Origin of the sequence: uncultured Pseudacidovorax sp. (assembly GCF_913773995.1) — a bacterium.
Lineage (GTDB): Bacteria > Pseudomonadota > Gammaproteobacteria > Burkholderiales > Burkholderiaceae_C > Xenophilus.
In genome coordinates this window covers 1-21,455 of record NZ_CAJYES010000011.1, presented here as the reverse complement: position 1 = coordinate 21,455, position 21,455 = coordinate 1, and the positions used below count along the sequence as shown (strand labels likewise).

20 protein-coding genes are annotated in these 21,455 nt (G+C 67.6%); 7 read left to right on the top strand and 13 right to left on the bottom strand.

Going from position 1 to position 21,455, the window contains the following annotated elements; translation table 11 throughout:
• Positions 1 to 3: 3 nt before the first annotated feature.
• The 4 genes from QZ772_RS00910 to QZ772_RS00895 form a co-directional block, all read right to left on the bottom strand.
• Positions 4 to 765, bottom strand: a complete 762-nt coding sequence (locus QZ772_RS00910; protein ID WP_295522212.1) for a glucose 1-dehydrogenase — start codon at positions 763 to 765, stop codon at positions 4 to 6.
• A 32-nt stretch (positions 766 to 797) separates the two neighbouring features.
• On the bottom strand, positions 798 to 1,808 hold the full coding sequence (locus QZ772_RS00905) for a TRAP transporter substrate-binding protein (RefSeq protein WP_295522123.1): 1,011 nt from the start codon (positions 1,806 to 1,808) through the stop codon (positions 798 to 800).
• 44 nt (positions 1,809 to 1,852) lie between these two features.
• The gene (locus tag QZ772_RS00900) at positions 1,853 to 3,442 is read right to left on the bottom strand and encodes a GMC family oxidoreductase N-terminal domain-containing protein (protein WP_295522120.1); all 1,590 of its coding nucleotides are present in this window, start codon (positions 3,440 to 3,442) and stop codon (positions 1,853 to 1,855) included.
• Positions 3,443 to 3,520: 78 nt separating this feature from the next.
• Entirely contained in the window at positions 3,521 to 4,204 is a 684-nt protein-coding gene (locus tag QZ772_RS00895) for a hypothetical protein (protein WP_295522117.1), read from the bottom strand.
• A gap of 196 nt (positions 4,205 to 4,400) precedes the next feature.
• Here QZ772_RS00895 and QZ772_RS00890 point away from each other — a divergent pair, with 196 nt between their 5' ends.
• The 3 genes from QZ772_RS00890 to QZ772_RS00880 are packed head-to-tail and all read left to right on the top strand — an operon-like array spanning position 4,401 to position 7,083.
• Positions 4,401 to 5,249 (top strand): IclR family transcriptional regulator, encoded by an 849-nt coding sequence (locus QZ772_RS00890; RefSeq protein WP_295522115.1) that lies wholly within the window; start codon positions 4,401 to 4,403, stop codon positions 5,247 to 5,249.
• 21 nt (positions 5,250 to 5,270) lie between these two features.
• The gene (locus QZ772_RS00885) at positions 5,271 to 6,167 is read left to right on the top strand and encodes an SMP-30/gluconolactonase/LRE family protein (RefSeq protein WP_295522112.1); all 897 of its coding nucleotides are present in this window, start codon (positions 5,271 to 5,273) and stop codon (positions 6,165 to 6,167) included.
• A 10-nt stretch (positions 6,168 to 6,177) separates the two neighbouring features.
• Positions 6,178 to 7,083, top strand: coding sequence for a glyoxalase/bleomycin resistance/dioxygenase family protein (locus tag QZ772_RS00880; RefSeq protein ID WP_295522109.1), 906 nt, complete (start codon positions 6,178 to 6,180; stop codon positions 7,081 to 7,083).
• 158 nt (positions 7,084 to 7,241) lie between these two features.
• Here QZ772_RS00880 and QZ772_RS00875 read toward each other — a convergent pair whose 3' ends face one another.
• Positions 7,242 to 9,104: a glycoside hydrolase family 15 protein gene (locus QZ772_RS00875; protein WP_295522107.1), complete on the bottom strand. Its 1,863-nt coding sequence runs from the start codon at positions 9,102 to 9,104 to the stop codon at positions 7,242 to 7,244.
• 35 nt (positions 9,105 to 9,139) lie between these two features.
• Positions 9,140 to 9,925, bottom strand: a complete 786-nt coding sequence (gene fabG / locus QZ772_RS00870; protein ID WP_295522105.1) for a 3-oxoacyl-ACP reductase FabG — start codon at positions 9,923 to 9,925, stop codon at positions 9,140 to 9,142.
• Positions 9,926 to 10,237: 312 nt separating this feature from the next.
• Between fabG and QZ772_RS00865 the strand changes: the two genes are divergently transcribed.
• The 3 genes from QZ772_RS00865 (at position 10,238) to QZ772_RS00855 (ending at position 12,130) form a co-directional block, all read left to right on the top strand.
• On the top strand, positions 10,238 to 10,459 hold the full coding sequence (locus tag QZ772_RS00865; RefSeq protein WP_295522102.1) for a DUF3606 domain-containing protein: 222 nt from the start codon (positions 10,238 to 10,240) through the stop codon (positions 10,457 to 10,459).
• Positions 10,460 to 10,540: 81 nt separating this feature from the next.
• Entirely contained in the window at positions 10,541 to 10,798 is a 258-nt protein-coding gene (locus QZ772_RS00860; RefSeq protein ID WP_295522099.1) for a helix-turn-helix transcriptional regulator, read from the top strand.
• Positions 10,799 to 10,801: 3 nt separating this feature from the next.
• Entirely contained in the window at positions 10,802 to 12,130 is a 1,329-nt protein-coding gene (locus QZ772_RS00855) for a pitrilysin family protein (RefSeq protein WP_295522096.1), read from the top strand.
• A gap of 47 nt (positions 12,131 to 12,177) precedes the next feature.
• Here QZ772_RS00855 and QZ772_RS00850 read toward each other — a convergent pair whose 3' ends face one another.
• Positions 12,178 to 13,002 (bottom strand): universal stress protein, encoded by an 825-nt coding sequence (locus QZ772_RS00850; RefSeq protein WP_295522094.1) that lies wholly within the window; start codon positions 13,000 to 13,002, stop codon positions 12,178 to 12,180.
• A 135-nt stretch (positions 13,003 to 13,137) separates the two neighbouring features.
• A complete protein-coding gene (locus tag QZ772_RS00845) occupies positions 13,138 to 13,404 on the bottom strand; it encodes an ATP-binding protein (protein WP_295522091.1) in 267 nt (88 codons plus the stop codon).
• Between the two features lie 150 nt (positions 13,405 to 13,554).
• Here QZ772_RS00845 and QZ772_RS00840 point away from each other — a divergent pair, with 150 nt between their 5' ends.
• Positions 13,555 to 14,844: a hypothetical protein gene (locus QZ772_RS00840; RefSeq protein ID WP_295522088.1), complete on the top strand. Its 1,290-nt coding sequence runs from the start codon at positions 13,555 to 13,557 to the stop codon at positions 14,842 to 14,844.
• A gap of 62 nt (positions 14,845 to 14,906) precedes the next feature.
• On the opposite strand, the gene QZ772_RS00835 is transcribed toward QZ772_RS00840, so the two are convergent.
• The 5 genes from QZ772_RS00835 to QZ772_RS00815 form a co-directional block, all read right to left on the bottom strand.
• Positions 14,907 to 16,616 carry an ATP-dependent helicase gene (locus tag QZ772_RS00835; RefSeq protein WP_295522086.1) on the bottom strand — a complete coding sequence of 570 codons (1,710 nt, stop codon included), beginning with the start codon at positions 16,614 to 16,616 and terminating at the stop codon, positions 14,907 to 14,909.
• Between the two features lie 4 nt (positions 16,617 to 16,620).
• On the bottom strand, positions 16,621 to 18,417 hold the full coding sequence (locus QZ772_RS00830) for an AAA family ATPase (protein WP_295522083.1): 1,797 nt from the start codon (positions 18,415 to 18,417) through the stop codon (positions 16,621 to 16,623).
• 162 nt (positions 18,418 to 18,579) lie between these two features.
• The gene (locus QZ772_RS00825; protein WP_295522080.1) at positions 18,580 to 19,005 is read right to left on the bottom strand and encodes a PPC domain-containing DNA-binding protein; all 426 of its coding nucleotides are present in this window, start codon (positions 19,003 to 19,005) and stop codon (positions 18,580 to 18,582) included.
• Between the two features lie 33 nt (positions 19,006 to 19,038).
• Complete coding sequence (gene denD, locus QZ772_RS00820) at positions 19,039 to 20,019, bottom strand: D-erythronate dehydrogenase (RefSeq protein WP_295522077.1); 981 nt, start codon at positions 20,017 to 20,019, stop codon at positions 19,039 to 19,041.
• An 18-nt stretch (positions 20,020 to 20,037) separates the two neighbouring features.
• The coding region (locus tag QZ772_RS00815; protein WP_295522074.1) for an amidohydrolase family protein at positions 20,038 to 21,455 on the bottom strand (1,418 nt) is incomplete at its 5' end.

Below are 21,455 nucleotides of genomic sequence, written 5' to 3'. Positions count from 1 at the left end.
TGCTCAGGGCATCAGCTGCCCGCCGTTCACTTCGAGCACCTGCCCGGTCATGTAGCCCGACAGCGCCTCCGAGGCGAGGTACAGGTAGGCGCCCACGCAATCCTCCGGCGTGCCGATGCGGCCGAGCGGGATGCCGGCCGCGAAGCCCCGAAGCATCTCGGGCGTCGAGAACTTGTCCTGCAGCGGCGTCTGGATCACGCCGGGTGCCACTGCATTCACGCGGATGCGGTCGGCGGCCAGCTCACGGGCCAGCGAGCGCGTGAGCGTGCTCACGAAGCCCTTCGACGCCGCATAGAGCGACGCACCGGCCGTGCCGCCGCTGCGCGCCGACACCGAGATCGTGCTCACCACACTGCCACCGCCGCGCCGCCGCATGCCAGGCAGCACCGCGCGCGTGAAGGCCACCACCGAACGGCCGTTGGTGTGCATGACCTCGTCGAAGAAGGCGTCCGACTGGTCCGCCAGCGGCATCCGCGCCACCATGCTGCCCGCGTTGTTGACCAGCACCGCGATGTCGCCGAAGGCGGCCTCCACCTCGGCCACGCAACGCGCAATCGCCGCGGGGTCGCGCACATCGCCCTGCACCAGCAGCGCCTGTCCACCGGCGGACTCGATGCCGGCGGCCACCGCCTCGGCGGGACCGCGCGAGCTGTGGAAGTGCACCGCCACCCGCATGCCCTGGGCGCCGCAGGCGCGCGCCACGGCCGCGCCGATGCCCAGGCTGGCGCCGGTCACCAGCGCCACCTGGCCCCGAAGGTCCGGAATGCACAGCGCTGTTGCGGCCATGGAAGTGGCACTCACTTGACGCTGGCGTGGACCTTATCGAGCTCCGCGCGGTAGACCTTGACGACGCTCTGGTCGTAGGAGGCGGCGAACTTCTCGCCCACGGGCTTGGTCAGCTCGCGCATGCGCGCCAGCGTGGTGGGCGGCACGTCGTTGACCTGCATCTTCGACTCCAGCTCCTTGCGGGCCACGGTGGAGGCCTCGCGGCTGGTCTGGCGCTGGAAGGCGCCCGCTTCCTGCACGGCCGCCTTGACGAGCTGCTGGTCGGCGGGCGAGAGCTTCTCCCAGGTCTTGCGGCTGATCACCACAGGGTTGGCGGTGTAGACATGGTTGGTCACGCTCAGGTACTTCTGCACCTCGTAAAACTTGCTGGTCAGCACCACCGAGAAGGGGTTTTCCTGCGCGTCCATGGCACGGGACTCCAGCGCGCCATACAGCTCGGGGAAGGGCATGGGCGCCGGGTTGGTGCCCAGGGCCGCGAAGCTGTCGAGGAACAGCGGGTTGGGAATGACGCGCAGCTTCAGGCCCTTCAGATCCTCGACGTTGACGATGGGCTTGCGGCTGTTGGTGAAGTTGCGAAAGCCCGTCTCCCAGAAGTCCAGGCCGACCATGCCCTTGTCGGGCAGGCGGCTCATCAGCAGCTGGCCGAAGGGCCCCTGCAGCAGCGCATCGACCTGCTGCGCGCTGTTGAAGGAAAAAGGAATGTCCAGCAGCGTGAACTCCTTGATCACCCCGCCCATGATGGTGGCGGAGGGCAGGGTGATGTCCTGCACACCGCCCTGCACGGCGCTGAGCTGCTGGGCCTCGCCACCGATGGAGCCGCCGCCCAGTTCCATCAGCTTGATGCGGCCGTTGCTGCGCGTGTTGAGGATCTCGGCGAGCTTCTGCGCGCCCAGCGAGATCGGATGGCCCGGCTGTACCACATGGCCAAAGCGCAGCGTGATCGGCGTCGGTGACTGGGCATGGGCGGTCGCCGCACAGGCCAGCGTGATCGCGGCCGCACGGATCAGTTGAATGAGCTTCACGGAGGTCTCCTGTTCTGGTTGGGAAGGGAAAAGAAGGCGCAGGGTCAGGCCCGGTGCGCGGCCAGCACCATCGCTGCGCCGCGTTCGGCCACCATCAGCGTCGGCGCGTTCGAATTGCCCGAGGTGCAGGTGGGCATGACCGAGGCATCGACGACCCGCAAACCCTGGGTGCCACGCACCCGCAGCTGCGGATCGACGACCGAGTCCTCGTCGCCGCCCATGCGGCAGGTGCCGACGAGGTGGTAGCCCGAGACGCCGCGGTCGAGGGCATAGCGCAGCAGGGCCGCGTCGTCGTCCACGGCGGGGCCGGGCAGCGTCTCCTGGATGCCCCATTGCCGCAGCGCCGGCATGCCGAACAGACGGCGTCCGAGCCGCAGTCCGGCGACCACGGCCGCACGGTCCGCCTCATGGCTCAGGTAACGGGCCGCGATGTGCGGCGGCTGCGCCGCGTCGCGCGAGCGCGCCCGGACGGTGCCGCGGCTTTCGGGCAGGGACTGGTAGACATTGATGGTCATGCCCGGCGCCTGTTCGAGCCGATAGGTGCCCGGCTCGAAGCTGGCCGGCGCGAAGCTCAGCTGCAGATCGGGGAAGGACTGTCCGGCATCGCTGCGCGCAAAGGCGGCGCAGGTGCTGGCGCCCAGCGTGAGCAGTCCCCGGCCCTGCACGACGTAGCGCGCCAGCTCTCCCAGCATCGCCAGGCCATGGGTGCGCTCGTTCAGCGTGCGGATACCGCGCACGCGCTGGGTCAGCCGAACCGAGTAGTGGTCGCGCAGGTTATCGCCCACGGCAGGTCGGTCGGCCACGACCGGCACGCCCAGCGTGCGCAACAGCTCCGCCGGGCCGATGCCCGACAGCTGCAGCAGGTGCGGCGAGCGGATCGCGCCGCAGGCCACGATCACCTCGCGCCGCGCCCGCAGCTGCTGGACGCGGCCCTGCTGCTGCACCTGCACGCCGACGGCGCGTGTGCCCTCGAACAGCACCTGCTGTGCCAGCGCTCCGGTCATGACGCGCAGGTTGGGCCGGCGCCGCGCACGGCGCAGATAGGTCTGGGCCGGGCCACGGCGGAAGCGGCCATGGCGGTTCTGCTGGAAGGGCGCCGCGCCTTCTCGCTCCGGGCCATTCACGCTCGGCTGCACCCGCATGCCCGCTTCGCCGCAGGCCGCTAGAAAGGCGGCGCTGAGTGCATGGGTCTCCATGAACTCGCTCACGGGCAGCGGAGGCCCGGCCGTGTCGGGCAGCGTCGCCTCGATACGCGCGTAGCAGGCCAGGGCTTCTTCATGGCTCCAGCCGGCGCAGCCCATCGCCAGCCAGCGGCGGTGCTCCTCGGGCGAGGTGCGCACGTACAGCATGCCGTTCATCGAGCCGGTGCCGCCCAGCATGCGGCCCTGCGGCAGCGGGATCTCGCGGCCACCGAGTTCGGGGTCGGCGGCCATCCGGTAGCGCCAGCTCAGCTGCGGGTGGTCGATGAGGCGCAGGAAGCCCGCGGGCACGTGGATGAAGGGGCTGCGGTCGGGCGGACCCGCCTCGATCAGAAGAACGCGGTGCCGGCCATCCTCGGTGAGGCGGTCGGCCAGCACGCAACCGGCGCTGCCGGCGCCGACCACGACGAAGTCGAATTCAGCGTCCCAGGCCATGGTGCCGACGGGTCGTCGATGGCAGAAGGACGGGGCCATGCGCAGCCCCGGGCGATGGTCGGGCGCAGCGCGCGACGCTCATCGCACGTCTCCAGGTGTGGCCGAATAGGCCAGGGCGAAGCGCTGGTGAACCGCACCTTCCTGCGCGCCCAGGGCCTGCAGCGCGTCTGCGCACAACTCGGCCTGTGCCAGCGCCTGCACGGCCTGTGCGTCGTAGCCGCAGGCGATCAGGACCCAGTCGGCAAAGCGGTCGGCCAGGCCGCGCATGCGCTGCTCCTCGGTGGGCGCAATCGGTGGCGCCTCATGACGGATCAGGTGCAGGCCGACCAGGCCCGGACGCAGGCGAAGCTCCCGACCCAGGCGGCCCAACGCGTCACGCAGCGCGGCCTCCTGACCTGGCGCGGGCGAGAGCCGCACCGTGAGCAGCTGGCGCGCCGTGACCGCGCCCTCGCTGCCCAGCACGCGACACTGGCTGCGCACCATGCGGCGGTGGTGCGGCATCATGCGTGTGGACCACGGCGTGGGCGCATTCAGCCGCGCTGCATAGCCCGGCGACGAGAGCACCGAGAAGTCCTCGAGCTCGTAGAGCACGAACACGCCTTCGCCCCCTTCCGCGCAGGACCAGCGGCTGGCCCGTCGGAAGCCCGGGATGCCCAGGCGCTCCGGAAAATGTTCGTGCGCATGCCAGTCCTCGAAGTCCGGTCGCATTGCCGGGGCCATGTCCCACCACATCGCCAATGCCGCATTGCCAAGCATTGCCATTGCCGCGCCCTCAGCAGACCTGCGGGCCCGCGCCGCACCGTCGCAGCCGCGCTTCAGCCGCCCCATCCATCGCTTGCTTCATGGCTCGTCTCCAACCCGTGTTCATAAAATTGGGCCCGATGCTGCCAGAGTTGTGAATGCCATTCAACTTGGCGATAAGATTCAAAATTTGAATGGCTTCCACGGAAGGAGTGGCATGAGCGGCGCCCTCGAAAAATCATTGGCCATCCTCGAATACCTCGTCGACCATCCCGACGGCGTCAGCCTCGGCCAGATCGCGACCGAGCTCAACCAGTTGCGCAGTGGCTGCCATCGCACGCTGCAGGAACTGGTGCGCTTCGGCTATGTGCGGCAGACGCCCCGTGGCGACTACGCACTCACCACGCGGCTGCCCGCCATGGGGCTGAACTTCATCGGCAAGTCCGGCGTGGTGGACATCGCCCAGCCGGTGATCGACCGGCTGGCCCGCAGCACCGAGGAGCTGGTCCGCCTCGCCATCGTGGACGGCGAGCGCCTGACGCTCATCGCCAAGGCGCAGGGCGCGCGCTCGGGCCTGCTCTATGACCCCGACATGGGCATCGACCTGCGGCTGTCCTGCAGCGCGGCCGGCCATGCCTGGCTGATGACGCTGCCGGAGGACCTGGCCATCGGGCATGTGAGCCGTCAGGGCCTGGGCACGCCGCGCAACTTCGGTCCCAATGCACCCACCTCGGTACGGGCACTGCTCAAGATGCTCGACGAGCATCGCAAGCGCGGCTTCAGCATCATCCAGGACGTGTATGCGCCCGGCATGAGCTCGATGGCGGCGCCCGTCCAGCGGCAGGGCGAAGCGGCCACCGGCGTGCTGGTGATCGCCGGTCCGTCGCTGCGGCTGAGCACGGCCAAGATGAACCGCTTCGGCCCGGCCCTGCTGGCCGCGGCGAACGAACTGGCCGCCACCGGCGCCGCCTCCCCCCTGCTGAAGTCGGCCAACCTGGGCACCTGGGGCAATGTGGGCGACAAGCCGCCGCCGCCAGCGCGCAAGACCGTGCGCGCCGCACGATGAACCCCTGAGATGGAGCCCTGCATGAGCACCGACATCCGCTGCATCGTTCCTGCCCACGACCTCCTGGGCGAGTCGCCCCTGTGGTGCGAAGCGACGCAATCCCTGCTGTGGCTGGACATCGATGGCGGGAGGCTGCAGCGCTTTCATCCGGAGAGCGGCCGCCACGACAGCCACGCCTTCACGCAGCGCTTCGTCGGCTCGCTCGCGCTGACGCGCGATCCGTCCGTGGTGCTGTTGGGCATCGACCTGGGGCTGTACCTGTTCCACATGGGCCGCGGAGAACTGCAGCCGCTCTGCCAGGTGGAAGACGCCGCCCTGGACAACCGGCTCAACGACGGCCGCTGCGACGCGCAGGGCCGCTTCTGGGTGGGCACCATGGACAACCAGCTGCACCGACCGCACGGCGCGTTCTACCGCGTCGACGCCGACGGCACCGTGCACCGGCAGTTCGGCGACGTGATCGTGTCGAACACCATGGCCTTCTCGCCCGACCAGCGGCGACTGTACTTCTCGGACACGCGCCGATTCACGACCTGGCAGTTCGACTTCGACGCGGCCGCCGGCACGGCCACGAACCGCCGCGTCTTCGTCGACCATGGCGCGCAACGCTGGCGGCCCGACGGCGCCTGCGTCGACGCCCAAGGACATGTCTGGAACGCGATCTTCGCGGCCGGCAAGGTCATCCGCTTCACGCCCGACGGCAAGGTCGACCGCGTGGTCGAGCTGCCGGTCAGCAATCCCACCTGCGTCTGCCTGGGCGGCCACGAGCGACGCACTCTGTTCATCACCACCGCCCGCAAGTTCCTGGATCGCGCGCAGCTGCTGCGTGAACCGCTGGCCGGCTCGGTGCTGGCCATCGATGTGGACGTGCCCGGCCTGCCCGAACACCGCTTCGCCCATCCGGCACATGACGACTGAGAACACGACGATGACCGCCCCCGACCGCGCCCCCGACCGCGCCCCCGACCGCGCCGCCGACAGCATTGGCAACATCGTGCTGCTGGAGCACTACAACGCCACCGTGGACGACCAGCGCCTGGCCACGCTCTTCTACGTGACCGCGCTGGGCGGCACGCGCGACCCCTACCTGTTCACGGGCCTGGACAACATGTGGGTCAACTTCGGCCGCACGCAGGTGCACCTGCCCAGCCGCGGCGCGGCGCCCCGGTCTCAGCTGCTGCGAGGCACGCTGGGCTTCGTGGTACCGGACCTAAACGCCATGCGGGCACGCCTCGGCTTCGCCCAGGCAGAGATGCAGCGTGTGGCACCCGGCCGCGCCCTGCAGTTCGACGCCACGGACGGGCCCGACTGCATCGACCTGCACTGCCCCTGGGGCACCCGGGTTCGGTGCCATGCCCCCTCCGACGCCTTCGATGGCGTGCAGCTCGGCCTGGTCTACATCGACTTCGACGTGCCGCCGGGCACCGCGGAGGGCATCGCGCGCTTCTACAGCCAGGTGATGGAGGCCCCCGCGCAAGTGAACGGCCGCCAGGCCATCGTGCGCGCCGGCCTGTTCCAGACCCTGCGCTTCACCGAGCGTGACGCGCCGCCGGCCGAATACGACGGCCACCACTTCCTAATCTATCTGGCGGACTTCGCCAGCCCGCATGCCTGGTTGCGCGAGCATGGCCTCCTCACGCGGGACGAGGCTCCCCACGAGTGGCGCTTCGAATGGATCTGCGATCCCGTGGACGGCCGTCGTCTTTTCCAGGTCGAGCACGAGGTGCGCAGCACCCGTCACCCCCTGTTCAGCCGAGTGCTCGTCAACCGCGACTCGGCGCTGACCAACGTCAACTACCGGCGCGGGCGCGAGGACTTCGACGGCGTCTACTGAGAAGGTGCGAGCGAACCCGCCATGTCCGCTCGTCCTGCCAAAACACGCCCACTCGGCGTTGCAAATGCTCACCATAGCCCGAGCTATGGCTGCGCTTTGCGCCTTGATTGGCCGCGTTTTCGCAGCCCGCTCGGCCACGCCGGATTCACTCACACCTTCTAAGCACGGCCTCCCGGTGCCGACCGCGCGGCGCGCTGCCGCGCCGGCCCCTGCGCGGTCGCCAGGTTGTGCGCCGTGTTGATCAGCCCGATGTGGGAGAAGGCCTGCGGAAAGTTGCCCAGTTGCCGGCCGGCCTGCATGTCGTATTCCTCCGAGAGAAGGCCGACGTCATTGCACAGCGCCAGCAGCCGGTCGAAGAGCGCGGCTGCATCGCGGTGCCGCCCGGCCAGCACATAGGCATCGGCCAGCCAGAAGCTGCACGCCAGAAAGGCGCCTTCCCGACCACCCACGCCATCGTCGGTGGCGCCGGTGGAGTAGCGCTGGACCAGCCCGTCCTTCATCAGCCCGAGCTCAACGGCGGCGATGGTGCCGGCCACGCGCGGGTCCGTGGCCGGCAGAAAGCCCACCTGGGGCATCAGCAGCAGGCCCGCATCCAGACTCTGCCCGCCGTAGTACTGCACAAAGGTGCCGAGCTTCGGGTCGAAGCCGTGCGCGCAGATGTCGGCATGGATGGCATCGCGCACCTCCCGCCAGTGCTCGACCGGGCCGTCCCGGCCATGGTGTTCCACCGCAGCCACCGCGCGGTCGAAGGCCACCCAGGCCATCAGGCGCGAGTGGGTGTACGCGCGGGCCGGGCCACGTGTTTCCCAGATGCCCTGGTCCGGCTCGCGCCAGACCGTCTCCAGATGCGCGAGCAGCGACTTCTGCATCGACCAGCCTTCGGCATTGGGCTGAAGCTCGGCGCAGCGTGCGGCGTGCAGCGTGTCCATGAGCTCGCCATAGACGTCGATCTGCATCTGGCCCGCTGCGCCGTTGCCCACGCGCACCGGGCGGCTTCCCTCGAAGCCGGGCAGCCAGGGCAGCTCGTATTCGGGCAACCAGCGTTCGCCGCCGATACCGTACATGATCTGCAGCTGGTTCGGCGAGCCGGCCACGGCGCGCATCAGCCACTGGCGCCAGTGCTGTGCCTCCTCGCGGTAGCCGGCATTGAGCAATGCGTACAGGGTGAGGGCGGAATCGCGCACCCAGCAATAGCGGTAGTCCCAGTTTCGCGGGCCGCCGATGGCCTCGGGCAAGGAGGTGGTCGGCGCCGCGACGATGGCGCCGGTCGGCGCATAGGTCAGCAGCTTGAGGGTGATGAGCGAGCGCACCACGGCGCTGCGCCAGGCTGGCGGCATCGGCGGCAGGGTGGCGCGGCTCACCCAGTCGTGCCACCAGAGCACCGTGCGCTCCAGCGATTCGTCCCGGTCCTCCACGAAGTGCGGCCGGCGGTTGGAGGGGTGGTAGGCCAGCGTCATCGGGACGCGGTCACCGGCGCGCACGGTGAAGCGCGCCCGGGTGCTCATGCCGTGCCCCTCCAGCGGCAGGTCGGCATGCAGCTCGATGGCGTCCGGGCCCGCGACCATGCCGAGGCCATAGTCCTTGCGCTGCACCCAGGGCACCGTGCAACCGTGGGCGAAACGGACCGTGAGATCAAACTGCATCTCCACTTCGCCTTCGACACCCGCCACGATGCGCACCACATCGACATGCGCTGGGTCCTCATCATTGCGCGGCATGAAGTCGGTGAGCGTGACCACGCCGGTGGCGGTCTGAAAGCGTGTCTCCAGCACCGCCGAATCGGCCAGGTAGCGCCGGCTTACCTGGACCTCGCTGGCCGCAGGTGCCACTCGCCAGCGGCCATGACGCTCATCGCCCAACAGGGCGGCGAAGCAGGCGGGCGAGTCGAAACGCGGCAGGCACAGCCAGTCCATGGAGCCGTCTCGCCCGACCAGCGCGGCCGACAGCATGTTGCCGATGAGGGCATAGTCCTCGATCCGGCGCGAGGGCGCGGCGGGCACGGCACCTTCGCCCTCGGTCACCGCGGTGCGAGGGAGAGGGGTTGGACGCGGCGCGTTCATCCGCCGTGTGCGAAGTCGGGGTAGTCGGTCATGCCACCGTCCACGAACACGGTGGTGCCGGTCATGTAGCGCGCCGCATGCGATGCAAGCACCACCGCCATGTCGGCGATGTCCTCCGGCTCGCCCATGCGTCCAAGAGGAATCTTGCGCAGCAGGTCGGCGTGGCTTGCAGGGTTCTCCCACACATCGCGGTTGATGGGCGTCCGGATGGCGCCGGGCGCCAGGCTGAGCACGCGCACGCCGTGCGGTGCGGCCTCCTGCGCCAAGGTACGGCCCATCATCGTGAGGCCGGCCTTGCTCGCGCAGTAGGCGCTGTAGCCGCTCCAGGCGATGGTCTCGTGCACGCTGGTCGTGTTGAGGATCACGCCCGACTTCTGCGGCACCATGCGACGCAGCGCATGGTGCGCGCACAGGAAGGCGCCCTTGAGGTTGACGTCGATCACGCGGCCCCAGGCCTGCGCATCGGCTTCCCAGGCCAGGGCATGCTCGCCGTCGATGCCGGCGTTGTTGACCAGGACATCGATGCCGCTCCACGCCTGGTCGAGCGCCTCGAACATGCCGTCCACGGCCTGCGCGTCGGCGATGTCGGCATGCACCGTGATCGGCCGACCGGCCGCCGTGTGACGGCAGGCATCGGCCAGCGCCTCCGCTGCGTCTGGCTTGGAGCGGTAGTTGATGGCCACGCGAGCGCCGGCGTCCGCGAACGCCTTGACGATGGCAGCGCCAAGGCCGGAACTGCCGCCGGTCACGAGTACGCGCTTCTGTTCGAGATGGAGGTCCATGCGTTTCCCTGGTCGACACAGCCCGCGGGTTCGGGGGCCGCAGCGCCGGGCTGCCGGCGCCATGCGATTGGGGCATCGGCGCCTTGAAGTGGACGTCGGACGAGGGAGACAGCGCCTGAGCGCCGGGATGGATGATCGGCTGACGGGAGGCTGGGCTCAGTCCGGAACGCCCGGGTCTGTCGGACGACGCTTCTCTCTGAACCACTGGTGTGAAGGCCGGCATCGCCCGCGACTGTGAGCGGCAACAGCCTACAGGCGAGCCGCAACGCGCACTCCAACATGACCCGCTGTTTTTTATTGGAGACCCTCACCATGACCCCATCCACCGACTCCACCCGCGGCGACGGCATCGAGCGCATCGACGTGAACTCCCAGGAATCCCTTCAGAAGTGGGAGCGCAAGTTCGACGTGACCGCCGCACAGCTGAAGGAGGCCGTGTCCGCCGTTGGCGACAAGGCGCCCGACGTCGAGATGCATCTCAAGGGCACGCGGGCCTCGACCAACGATGATCAGGTCGACAAGGCTGGCGGCTGACCGTCAGTTCGTCAACGCAGGCGCGGCGTCGAGCTGACCTCAGGCGCCCGGGGCCATCGCGTGGCCGACGACAATCCCGGGATGGCCCAAGGCAAGCGCATTTCCACCGACATCGGCGACGACGCCCTCCAAACCATCCAGGCCCTCGGCGCCGCCGCCAAGGCGGCGCGGCTGGCCGCCGGCGAAGGCCAGGCCGCTGCGGCCGCGCGCCTGGGCGTGCACGTGCAGACCATCGGCCGCATCGAGTCCGGCGAGCCGGGCGTCTCCGTCGGCCACATGGTCGGCCTGCTGGCGCTGTACGGCATCGGCGTGCAGCCGCAGCCACCGCAGAACCGCTGAACGATGGCGTCGATCTCCGGCTCGCACGCGGTTGCCGTCCTTCGCACCTTGCCCAACGGCGTGCGCCTGCTCGCCGTGCCCATGCCGCAGGTGCAAAGCGCCAGCGTCGGCGTCTTCCTGCGCGTTGGTTCGCGCGATGAGACGCCGGCCACCAACGGCATCAGCCATGTGCTGGAGCACATGGCCTTCAAGGGCACGGCCACGCGTTCCGTGCAGGCCATCAACCTCGACGCCGAGCGCCTGGGCGCCGACGTCAACGCCTTCACCGGCAAGGACAGCACCGCCTACTTCATGACCGGCCTGGGCCGGCATGCGAACGACCTGCTTCGCATGACGGCGGACATCGTGCTCAACAGCACCTTTCCCGAAGACGAACTGCAGCGCGAGCTGGAGGTGATCCGGCAGGAGGCGATCGAGTACGACGAGGACCCCCAGGACAGCGCCGACGACCTGCTTGACCGCGCGATCTGGGGTGATGCCCCGATGGGCATGCCGGTGATCGGCACCCTGGAGAACATCGAAGGCTTCCGCCGTGACGATCTCGTGCGCCATGTGCAGGCGCATTACGTGGCCGGCAAGACCGTCGTGGCCGCCGCCGGCCACTTCGACGTCGAAGGCTGGATGGCGCTGGCGGAAGAACTCTTCGGCGCCATGCCGGCGTCACCCGCTGCACCAGCGACGCAGGCGCCTGCGCCTGCCGCCTACGTCGGCCAGGCCCTGGCGCGGCGCTTCACGCAGGTGTCGCAGGTGTTCGTGAACATCGCCTATCCCATCGCGCCCTCGGACCCGAAGGCGGTGGCGCAGACACGCTGGCGCCTCACGGCCCAGCTGGCCGCCAACCTGCTCGGCAACGGCATGTCGTCCCCGCTGTCGGACACCATCCGCGAGAAGCTGGGCCTGGCCTACACCGTGGACGCCAGCATCGACAAGGGCGACCGCTGGGCCAACTTCGTGGTCAGTGCCGTGACCACGCCGGACAAGCTGGACGCGCTGGTCGCGGCCACCGGCGATCTGCTGCGCGCGCATGCGGCTGCCATCGACCCGGTGCACCTGGAGCGCGCCCGCAACCAGCTGACCGTGTCGCGCGTGCGCACCGCCGAACGCACCTACGGCACGATGGAGCAGGCGGTGGAAGAGCTGCTGGCCACCGGCACCGTGATGCCCATGGACGAGGCGCTGGCGCTGATCGAGGACATCGGTGCCCATGAAGTGCGCGCCGTGTTCGAGGGCATGCTGGCGCATGCGCCGGCGGTGGCGATCACGGGCAAGGGCGCGACGGCGCGGCAGGCCAGGGCGCTGTCGGCCCGCCTGGGCGCGCTGCCGCGAGGGTAGACGCAGGCTGCACGGAGCCGGCGCCTGCGCCCGGCGTGAGTCGCCCGTCAGTGCACCATCAACACCGGCACGGTCATCGACGCCAGCACGCTGCGTGTCATGCCGCCCGTCGCCCACTCGTGAACGCGACTGTGGCCCCAGCAACCCATGACCAGCAGCCCGGAGCCCAGATCCGCAGCGAGCGACAGCAGCCGCTCGGCCGCGTCGCCGTGCTCGCGCCCGCCGTCATGCACAACGGCGTCGATGCCGTGCTGTTGCAGGAGCTCCTTCAACGGCGCCAGCCCCTGCAGGGCGGCGTCCGAATACGACACCAGGTCGACGCCCCGCGCAAGCCGCATCCAAGGGATGGCCGCTGAGACGGCCCTGGCGCACTCCCGCGTCGGCCGCCAGGCCACCAGCACGCGCCGGCCCAGGATGTCGAAGCGGCCCGCCCACGGCACCATCAGCGTGGGCTTGCCGCTCGCGATCATCACGGCGCTGGCAAAGCCGGCGGAAACCTCGTCCACCTGCGGATCGGACGGATCGCGCTGACCCAGCACCACCAGGTCGTGGAACAGCGCGCACTGCGCGAAGGCCCAGGGCGTGCTGCCGCGCGGCGACAGCCAGCTGATGCGGTCCGAGTCGGCGGCCACGGTGTCGAAGGTCGTCCGGGCCCGGTCGAGCGCCTCCCGATCCAGGGTCTGGAGCGACGACAGCGCCGCACCGGTGAAATCCATGGCGTAGGGGTAGCGCTCGTACGCGCTGAGGATGCACGGGAGCGCATGGCAGTGCGCATCGAAGGCCTGCGCGAGCTCCGCCGAGAGTCTCAGCCGCGCGGCGCCGTGCGGCGAGCTGTCGAGGTGGACGAGGATGGATCGGGGTAGGGTCGACATGGTTGCGCGTCTCGCACGCGCCGACGGCACGAGCGTCTCGCCGCGTCGGCGCACAAGGCGGAACGGACGCATCCCTTCGACGAAGAAGGGATGTCGCCATCGTGCGCGTCCTTCAGGAACGCGATTTGCGCTCTGTCAAATGCCCGGCTGGGCAGGTACGCCGGCGCGGCGGTTCTTGAGCTCACCGAGCATGGCGCCAGCGCCTTCCTGCTCAAGCCGCGCCACCAGGCCGCTGCGGTCTTCGCGATTGCGCAGGCTCAGCGTCATGCCGCAGCGAGAGGCGGCGGCCTGCGCAATCGCCAGGCCCAGCCCGCTGCCGTCCGTGTTGCCGCCTGGCACACGAAAGAAGCGGTCGAAGACCCGTGCCTGGTATTCGGGCGGGACACCGGGGCCGGTGTCCACGCCTTCCGTCTTCAGCGGCGGCTTTGCAGCGAGAGCGGACTGCCATAGAACTGCACCGAATGGCAGCTTTCGCTACATTGGCAATCATCGAAGCGAAATGCCCAGTTACGAAGTGCTTAGCGATAAGCTAGCCCCATTGGAAGGTCTCCTGTGAAGCGCGGTAACCTAACCCTTCCCAACAAGCGAGAAGTAGGCACGTTCAGTTACGTCGATCAGATAGTGCGCCTCGGGGGCTATAGCTCACAGGACATCTATGGCATCTCGCCTGGAGACGACTTGCAGGATAGGGTGCAGCGTATCCATGATCTATACCGCACGGCCTACCACGAGTACACGCATTTTCTTGATCTGACGACTACTGTCTACGGACTGACGCTCGTCAACAAACTCGTCATGGCGGTGGCGCACTTTGAAAAAAAGGGAGAGCACGCGGACCCACTATCGCCTGCTCCGGTCAATCTAAGGGAAGAGTTTGACGAGATCGATCGAGAAAGAATGCACGCGAAAAATGCGTCAGGAAAATGGCCCAGGCCATGGGGCTATCGCCCCTACTATGGCAATGCGAGGGTTTCGGAAGGCTCAACAGATGAATACCTTCTGATTGGGGCCACATTCTTCGATCCCGCCACAAAGGCAGTCTTTGCGCGTGCCCCGTTTTCGGTGCCCGCGATGCTTGAAAGCAATGCGGTAATCAATGAACTATTTTTGGCGCACATTTTCAGCAAGACCCAGAAGTTCCAAAGCATCGATACAGAGAAGCTCCTGAGAGCGCTGACGGAGGACACTCTGAAGTTCTTCTACGATGCGGGGTTTCTCGAGTACACAGTTTGCTTTCACCGCTGCGCAAACCTGACGCTAATCGAAGACATCGTCCACGCCGGCCACATCATGGCGCTGATCTCGCGCATCTGCTTGGACGCCCCGCTCGCATGCATGGTCAACTATGCGCCGAAAGATGACTCGCTGGACGGCATTCACGAAGGGATTCGAGGGCGCGTCCTAGAAATGATTCGAGCTGGATCACGCAGCGCTGTGTTCGAGCTCCTGACCTCAGTCCTAGTGCCGGCTGACGCAGAACTCAATCCCGCTGAAGTTGTGCGAAGGATTCTTGAGAAGACCAACTTTGAATTCAGCCTCGAGAACGCTGCGGAAATCAAGGCCACATTATTGAGGTCTATTTTGAAGGGGGCCGATGGCCTCCCAACTTGGGAGCCGCTCTCGAAAATCATCGAGCAAAACGTGGACGTTTCAAATGGCTTTGATGGCCTCTACGAACTTCACAAGTACACGCTGCCAAACTGCATACTAAGTGACGGGCACCTTTTCCATCCGCACAAGCCCACGCCGACGTCGCCAATGCATCCCAGTGTTGCTGACTTCGATTGCGTCGAGCACGCAAGGTGGATGGAGGACTTCACTAACTGGCTCTTCGGAAGATAGCGATTCCGTGTGGGAGCGAAAGCGCCCCCTCAGCATGGTCGCCGCGTTTTCGGAGGTCAAGGCTATAGGAACTGGCAGCCATCTCGCTGGGGCGTCACGATCGTCGTGCGACGGATGGCCCTTGTGATCGCGACGCGCAACGCTAGCCGCGACTGCGCGATACGCCTGGCGTCGGCGTTCGCCGCCACGATACGCCCGGAGAACGTGCCCTCGTAGATGACGACCTCCTCGAACTCCTTCCCCTTGGCCTTGTGGATGGTCATCACGTGCAGGCCGCGCCATTCCTTCTGTGCAGCAACGAAATGCTCCTGTAGCAGGGCATCGCGAAGCGCCGCCTCAGCACCGACATAGTCGCCCCGAGTCTTCCACATCTCGCTGAGAGCCGTGCGCAACGCGGAGCCCCTGTGTAGCAGGCGGAGAAAGCGCGCGTCCTCGGCCACTCGGGCCACTTGGGGTGCGGTAGACGTGGCGATCAACTCTCGCACGGCAGCCCAGTCTTCCTCAGGGTTTCCTGATAGCCTGAGATCCGCACGTTCGGCAGCGATCCTCTGGCACTCTTTGACAACGAGTTCCCTGTTCTTGCCGCGGATCCTTCCCGTCGTCATGTAGATGCCGATCGCGCCAGCGAGGTCCATCTCCGCCTGCCCCGGAGCCTTGTTTCCACCACGGCCACGGATGTGAGTGTGCAGCGTGGCGACTAGGCGCGACGCCAGCGCAGCGGCAGAGCCTCCTTCCATCAGCACTGCGATGACGTTTGCAGCCAGGGACGGCGACTCTGCATCCATCGCCACATCGTGCCGAAGTGCGGGCAGGCCGTCCAGGTCTGAGGACAAGTACTGCGAGAACTGCAGCATGAATGCCTTGGACGGAACGAGGACAGCCACCGAAGTGTTTGACTCGTTGCGCAGGCGCCGGAGCGCGGCCAGGACCTCAGCCTTCGCCCGGAAGTGCGGGCTCTGGTTCCTGCGGAAGCCGTAGCGCACGATCTTTACATGCGTGTATTCCTTGCCGCGGTTCCGATCGGTCAACAGATCGTTGCCGAAGACGGTGATGTCAGTTCCGTTGCTGCGGTGGTTCTCGCCCGAGAAATCGAAGCTCGCAGGCTGGAACGCCTCGACGAATTCACCCAGGCGGCGGGGATCGGCACCCCGGAATTCGTAGATGCGTTGCTCGGGGTCACCTAGTGCAATCAGGCGGCTATGTCGACCCAACTGGCGGATTAGCGCCCACTCGTCGGCATTGGTGTCCTGGAACTCGTCGAGGATCACCATGGGATAGGTGTCGCAGTAGATGCTCGCCAACCGGACACTGCGCTGGAAGAGTTGGGCGACCAGCCGGGCGAACAGGTCGAAGTGCAGCCGCCCCTCTTCCTCAAATAGGCGAAGCATCTCCTGCTCGCGAGCGCCGGCATCTACGTCTGCGAAGTGGGCTGCGGCCTCTGGCGGCGGCAGCAGTGTGATGGGCTTAGCCGTGTTCAACAGGTAGCCGTGGCTGCGCAGGATGCTCCATGCGAACCCGTGGTAAGTGGTGATCTCGAGATGCTTGAGCTCCTCCGGCGTGATGAGCTCCGCCGCCTTTTCGACGATTCGCGCCACCGTCGGCCTAGCAAAGCTCAGGAATAGTACCTTCTGGCCCGGCTTCAGGTTTCCGTTGGCCAACTGCTGCTGGGCTTTGACAAGCGCTACGTGAGTCTTGCCGGCTCCCGGGCCTGCGAGTGCCAACGCGTGTCCAGGACTGGCCAGGAAGGCGAGCTTCTGCGGGCTCCAGACCATGGTTTCAGGCCGAGGCGGGGGCGGTGGGAAGTGCAGGCGGCACTGGGGGCGGAGGCTCGATCACCCGGAATATGGTGTGCAGGCAGTCGGTGAGGTACTTGGGCATCTCCTGCCAGTCCCGACAAGACGCCAGCAGGTCGGCCGCCTGGCCGCTGCCTTTGCCCCAGGCGAAGTATTGCGACAGCGCGCTTGTCAGTATTGTTAGATCAGACTCTGCCCTCGGCGTCACAGCCATCAAATGCTGTGGCCAGTCGCCGTCTGCAACCACACCCAGCGCGTACCGTCGAATCGCGTTCTCGTGAGTCCCCAGCAGCACCAGCGACTCGAATCCCTTCATGTGCGATTCGAACGGGTAGTCGACGGCGGCACGGATGAGGGATAACTGTGTCTCGTCCTGCTTATCGAACACCGCGAAGACGGTCTTGCCCAGCCCCCTGAAGAAGTTGCCGAGCGGCGCGACCTGCGAGTCCGTCTTGGCGTCGATGACCGCCACGCCAAGCGCCTCGAGTGACTTGAAAAACTGTGGGGCGGTCTTGCTGAGCGTGCGTGCGGCCGTCGGCAGCGCGTCGAACTCTGTGCGCCCCTCAACTATGAGGACGTACTTGGCAAGCAGCGCCTCACAGAAGCGCGCTCGAAACTCCGCCTTGTAGGCCTTCGGCTTGATCGTTGGCGGCAGGCCGGCAGGGACGGAGGTCAGCAAGCCGCTTGCGCGCTTGAGTACCTTGATCTGGGTCGGCTCGAACTCCTCGAGTACATATGGCGAGTGCGACGTGAAAAGGGCCTGTGCCGACTTCTCGCGCACGCTGTTGACGATGCGCTTCTGAGTATGCGGAGGCAGCGCAGTCTCAGGCTCCTCCATGGCGAAGATCACGTTCTGCTTGAGCTCGGCAATGATGGAAAGCAGTGCGAGCACCAGCGTATTGATGGTGCCCGTGCCCTGATGCTGGTACGGCGCAGCGTAGCTGCTGCCGTCTGGGCGCCTAGCGCCCGTGCCCATAAAGACTGTCAATGTGCGGCGTAAGGTCTCGCGTGTGAGGTCCGAGACGCGCATGTGCGGATCCTCGGCCCAGTCCGAGGGGACGAGCTTCTTGATCGAAGCCTGAACTGAGGCCAGCAGCGTGGTGACGCCGAGCTCAGGCTTGTCGGCGACTGGCAGGACGCGCAGCGAAGCCAGCAGTTCCTCCCACATCTTGAGGCGCGAATCCTGAAGGCGCAGGATTACATCGAGCAGCGAGCCGCGCTCTAGGCTGAGCGCACGCGATCCGGTGCGCACTGTTCGCAGGTAGAGGAAGCCGCATTTGCGCTTGTCGGATGCCCGAAACGTCTGGTACTCGCCGGCGCCGATCGGAGCGGGCAGCGCGAAGAACGTGTTGCCGAGGAAGTCGTCTTCTTCCGCGTCGTAGGCGCCACGGAAGAAGACCCGCAGCGCAGGCCCGACCCCGGCGGCGTCGGTGCCCTCGACCGGTGGGCCGGCCATAAGCGTCTTCGCGTTCGTGTCCCACCATTCCAGGTGTTCGCGGAAGTGCCGAAGTTGCTCTTCATTGAGGTCGGCGATGATCACCTCGACTCCCAGCAGGATCGGCTGCCCTTCGGCGCTAAGGTACTGGCCCGCGTAGAAGTCGTGCTCGTCGACAACCGGTCGGCGAGAGAGTCGCTCTGGGCCCAACACCAGGTCAATTGCCTCAAGCAGCGTGGACTTGCCCGCGTTGTTGTCGCCAACGAGCACGCTGTGTCCATCGAAGTGAACGGTGCCCTGTGCGATCCCTCGAAAGTTCGCAACCTTGACCTGAACAATTTTCATGGAGTCCCCCTGCTTGGCTCGTAAGTGTGGCCACTTACATTCAATTATGTATGCGCGCGTTGCCGCAATGGAGCAAAGCAGGTCGTCCGTCGATTGGCCGATCATGCTCAAAATGGTCGTTCCGTTCGTCGAACGCGAATGACTTCATTCAGCCTGAAGCGGTCATTGCCCTGAGCTTTGTCGAACGACGTTCGCCGCTCTGATGGTCAATTCCAAATACCCCGTGGCCGCATCCACCTCCCGCCCCAACCGCCACCCCACCATCTCCGCCACGACCAGCTCCACCGTCGTCCGCACCGCATTCCCATACCCCACATGCCCGCCCCACACGCGCCCCTGCGCGTCGGCCACGCTCATGTGCAGGTGCGCGCCCTGGGGCGAGAGCGAGCCCGAGAGGCTGAGGATTTCGAAGGGCCCGGTCCAGCGGGTTTCCTGTTCGGCGGCGGCCAGGCGCAGCACGGCGCCGTCCAGGCTGCCGATGCCGGCGACGACGAAGAGGGCCGGGCCATCGGCATGGTCGGCGGCGTGCTGCTCCAGCGTGCGCCGCAGGTCGGTGCCGGGCGGCAGGCGCATCGGGGTGAAGCTCATGGCCCCATCGTGCCTGGAATGGGCAGTCGGCGCTCAGCGCGCCAGCGCCCGGAACTGCGCGATGACGGCGTCGAAGCTCGCATCCGCCTGCAGCCCCAGGCGTCGCGCGCGCTCGCTCTCGAACCGCGAAGGCCAGCCACCCACGATACGGGCCACCGCCGCATCAGGCTTGACGGTGACGCGGGCAGCGACCGCCTTGCCCGCGCTGCGTTCCAGGGCCTGCAGCATCTCCGCCACGGTCACGCTGAGGGCAGGCAGGTTCAACGCCGTGCGCCCGCCGAACTCGGCGCGGCTGGCCTCGGCCACGCGCAGGATGCCTGCGATGGTGGTGTCGGGCGAGGCCAGGGCGACCGCGGTGGAGGGGTCCACCGGGCAGATGGCGTCGATACCGGCCAGCGGCTCGCGCACGATGCCCGACAGGAAGCCCGAGGCCGCCCCGTTGGGCCGGCCCGGCCGCACCGACACGGTCATCAGTCGCGCGGCGCGACCATCGATGTAGCCCTTGCGGGTGTAGTCGGCCACCAGCTGTTCGCAGATGAATTTCTGGATGCCGTAGCTGGACTGAGGCGTGGGAAGGGTGTCGTCGCGCACAACGGGCGGCAGCGGCACGGCCTCGTCGTCGCCATAGACGGCGACCGAGCTGGCAAAGAAGAACAGCGGCGCCTGGCCGGTGCGCGCCTGCTGGGCGCGCAGGGCCTCCAGCAGGCGCCGCGTGGCTTCGAGGTTGCTGCGCAGACCCAGCGCGAAGTCGGCCTCGCATTCGCCCGACACGGCCGAGGCGAGGTGGAAAACGGCGTCGTGGTTGCCCGCCATCAGGCTGTCCAGCCGCTCCAGCAGGTCGCCGGCATCGCGCTTGACCCGCCGGTCCGCCAGCAGGCCCGGATCGGCGACCGGATGCAGGTCGGCCAGGGTGAGCGTGTCGATGGGCTGGCCGCACAGGGTGCCGCGTTGCAGCAGGCGGCGCGCCAGCAGGGTGCCGAGGAAGCCGGCGCCGCCGGTGATGAGGATGTTCATCCCGCCACTATCGCGCGTCTAGATCACCGCGCAACCGCAGCTCATGCGCCAGTTGCCCCGGTCGCCCACGATGATCGGTGCCGACGCGGGCCCGGCGCAGCAACCGGCGCCATGCATCGCCGCCCCACCGGGCGCTTGCGCCATGCCGCTTTTGCGCCGCTGCTGGTAGCCGCCGTACACGTTCACCGGCAGCCAGTCGGGCATGGGCTTGACCACGGCCGGTGCCTGTGCGGCGAAGGTGCCGATGCCATGCACCACCGTGCCCCCCACCACCGTCAGCACGGCGGTGATGTCGCGGATGTCGTCCTCGGGCACGGCGAAGTAGTCGTCCGACAGCAGCGCGAAGTCGGCCAGCTTGCCGGGCTGGATGCTGCCCTTGCGGGCCTCGTCGCCGGTGAGGGCGGCGCCTTCCAGCGTCCACATGCGCAGCGCCTCGTCGCGGCTGACCAGGTTGCGGTCGGCATTCAGGCGCGTGTCGCCCATCGTCTTGCCGGTCACCAGCCAGTGCAGCGAGACCCAGGGGTTGTAGCTGGTGGCGCGGCTCGAATCGGTGCCGCAGGCCACGGGCAGGCCCATCGCCCGCATGCGGCCGATGGCGGGCGCGTCGGCCGCGGCCTCGCGGCCCCAGGTCTGCGCGAAGACCTCGCCGTCGAGCGACATGCGGTTCTGGATGGCGATGCGTCCGCCCATGGCGGCCACGCGCTCCATGGAGCGCGGCGACAGCGTCTCGCAGTGGTCCAGCGCCCAGCGCACGTTCCTCATCGGTACCTCGCGGTTGACCTTCTCCAGCACGTCGAGGATGCGCGTGGCGGTGCTGTCGTAGCTGGCATGCATGCGGATGGGCCAGCCTTTGCCCACCAGATAGGTCGCCACCTCGGTGAGCTTGGTCTCCATGATGGCCGGCGCGGGCGTCACGCTCTTGCCGAAGTTGGCGGGGTCGGTGGCGGCCCACAGGATGTACTCGCCCGCGCCCACCATGCGCAGCCAGTCGTCGCCCTGGCCGGGCGCGACGCGCTGCGACCAGGCCTGGTAGTCGGCCAGTTCCTGGCCCGGGCGCTGCGCGAACAGGTTGTACGAGATGCGCAGCGTCATCCTGCGCTCGGCCGCGAGTTGGGCGATGCCGCTGTAGTGCTCGGGGTAGTTCTGGCCACCGCCGCCGGCATCGACCACGCTGGTCAGGCCCAGGCGATTCATCTCGCGCATGTAGAGCTGGGTCGACAGCGCCTGGTCCTCGTCCGACAGCTTGGGCACGCGCGCGAACAGCGCCACCAGCCCGCCCAGGCTGGTGGTGTTGACCACCAGGCCGGTCGGGTTGCCGGCGGCGTCCTTCTCCAGCACGCTGCCGATGGGGTTGGGCGTGTTGCGGTCGAAGCCCAGCACCCGCAGCGCCGCGCGGTTCAGGAAGGCGCGGTCGTACAGGTTCATGACGAAGCAGG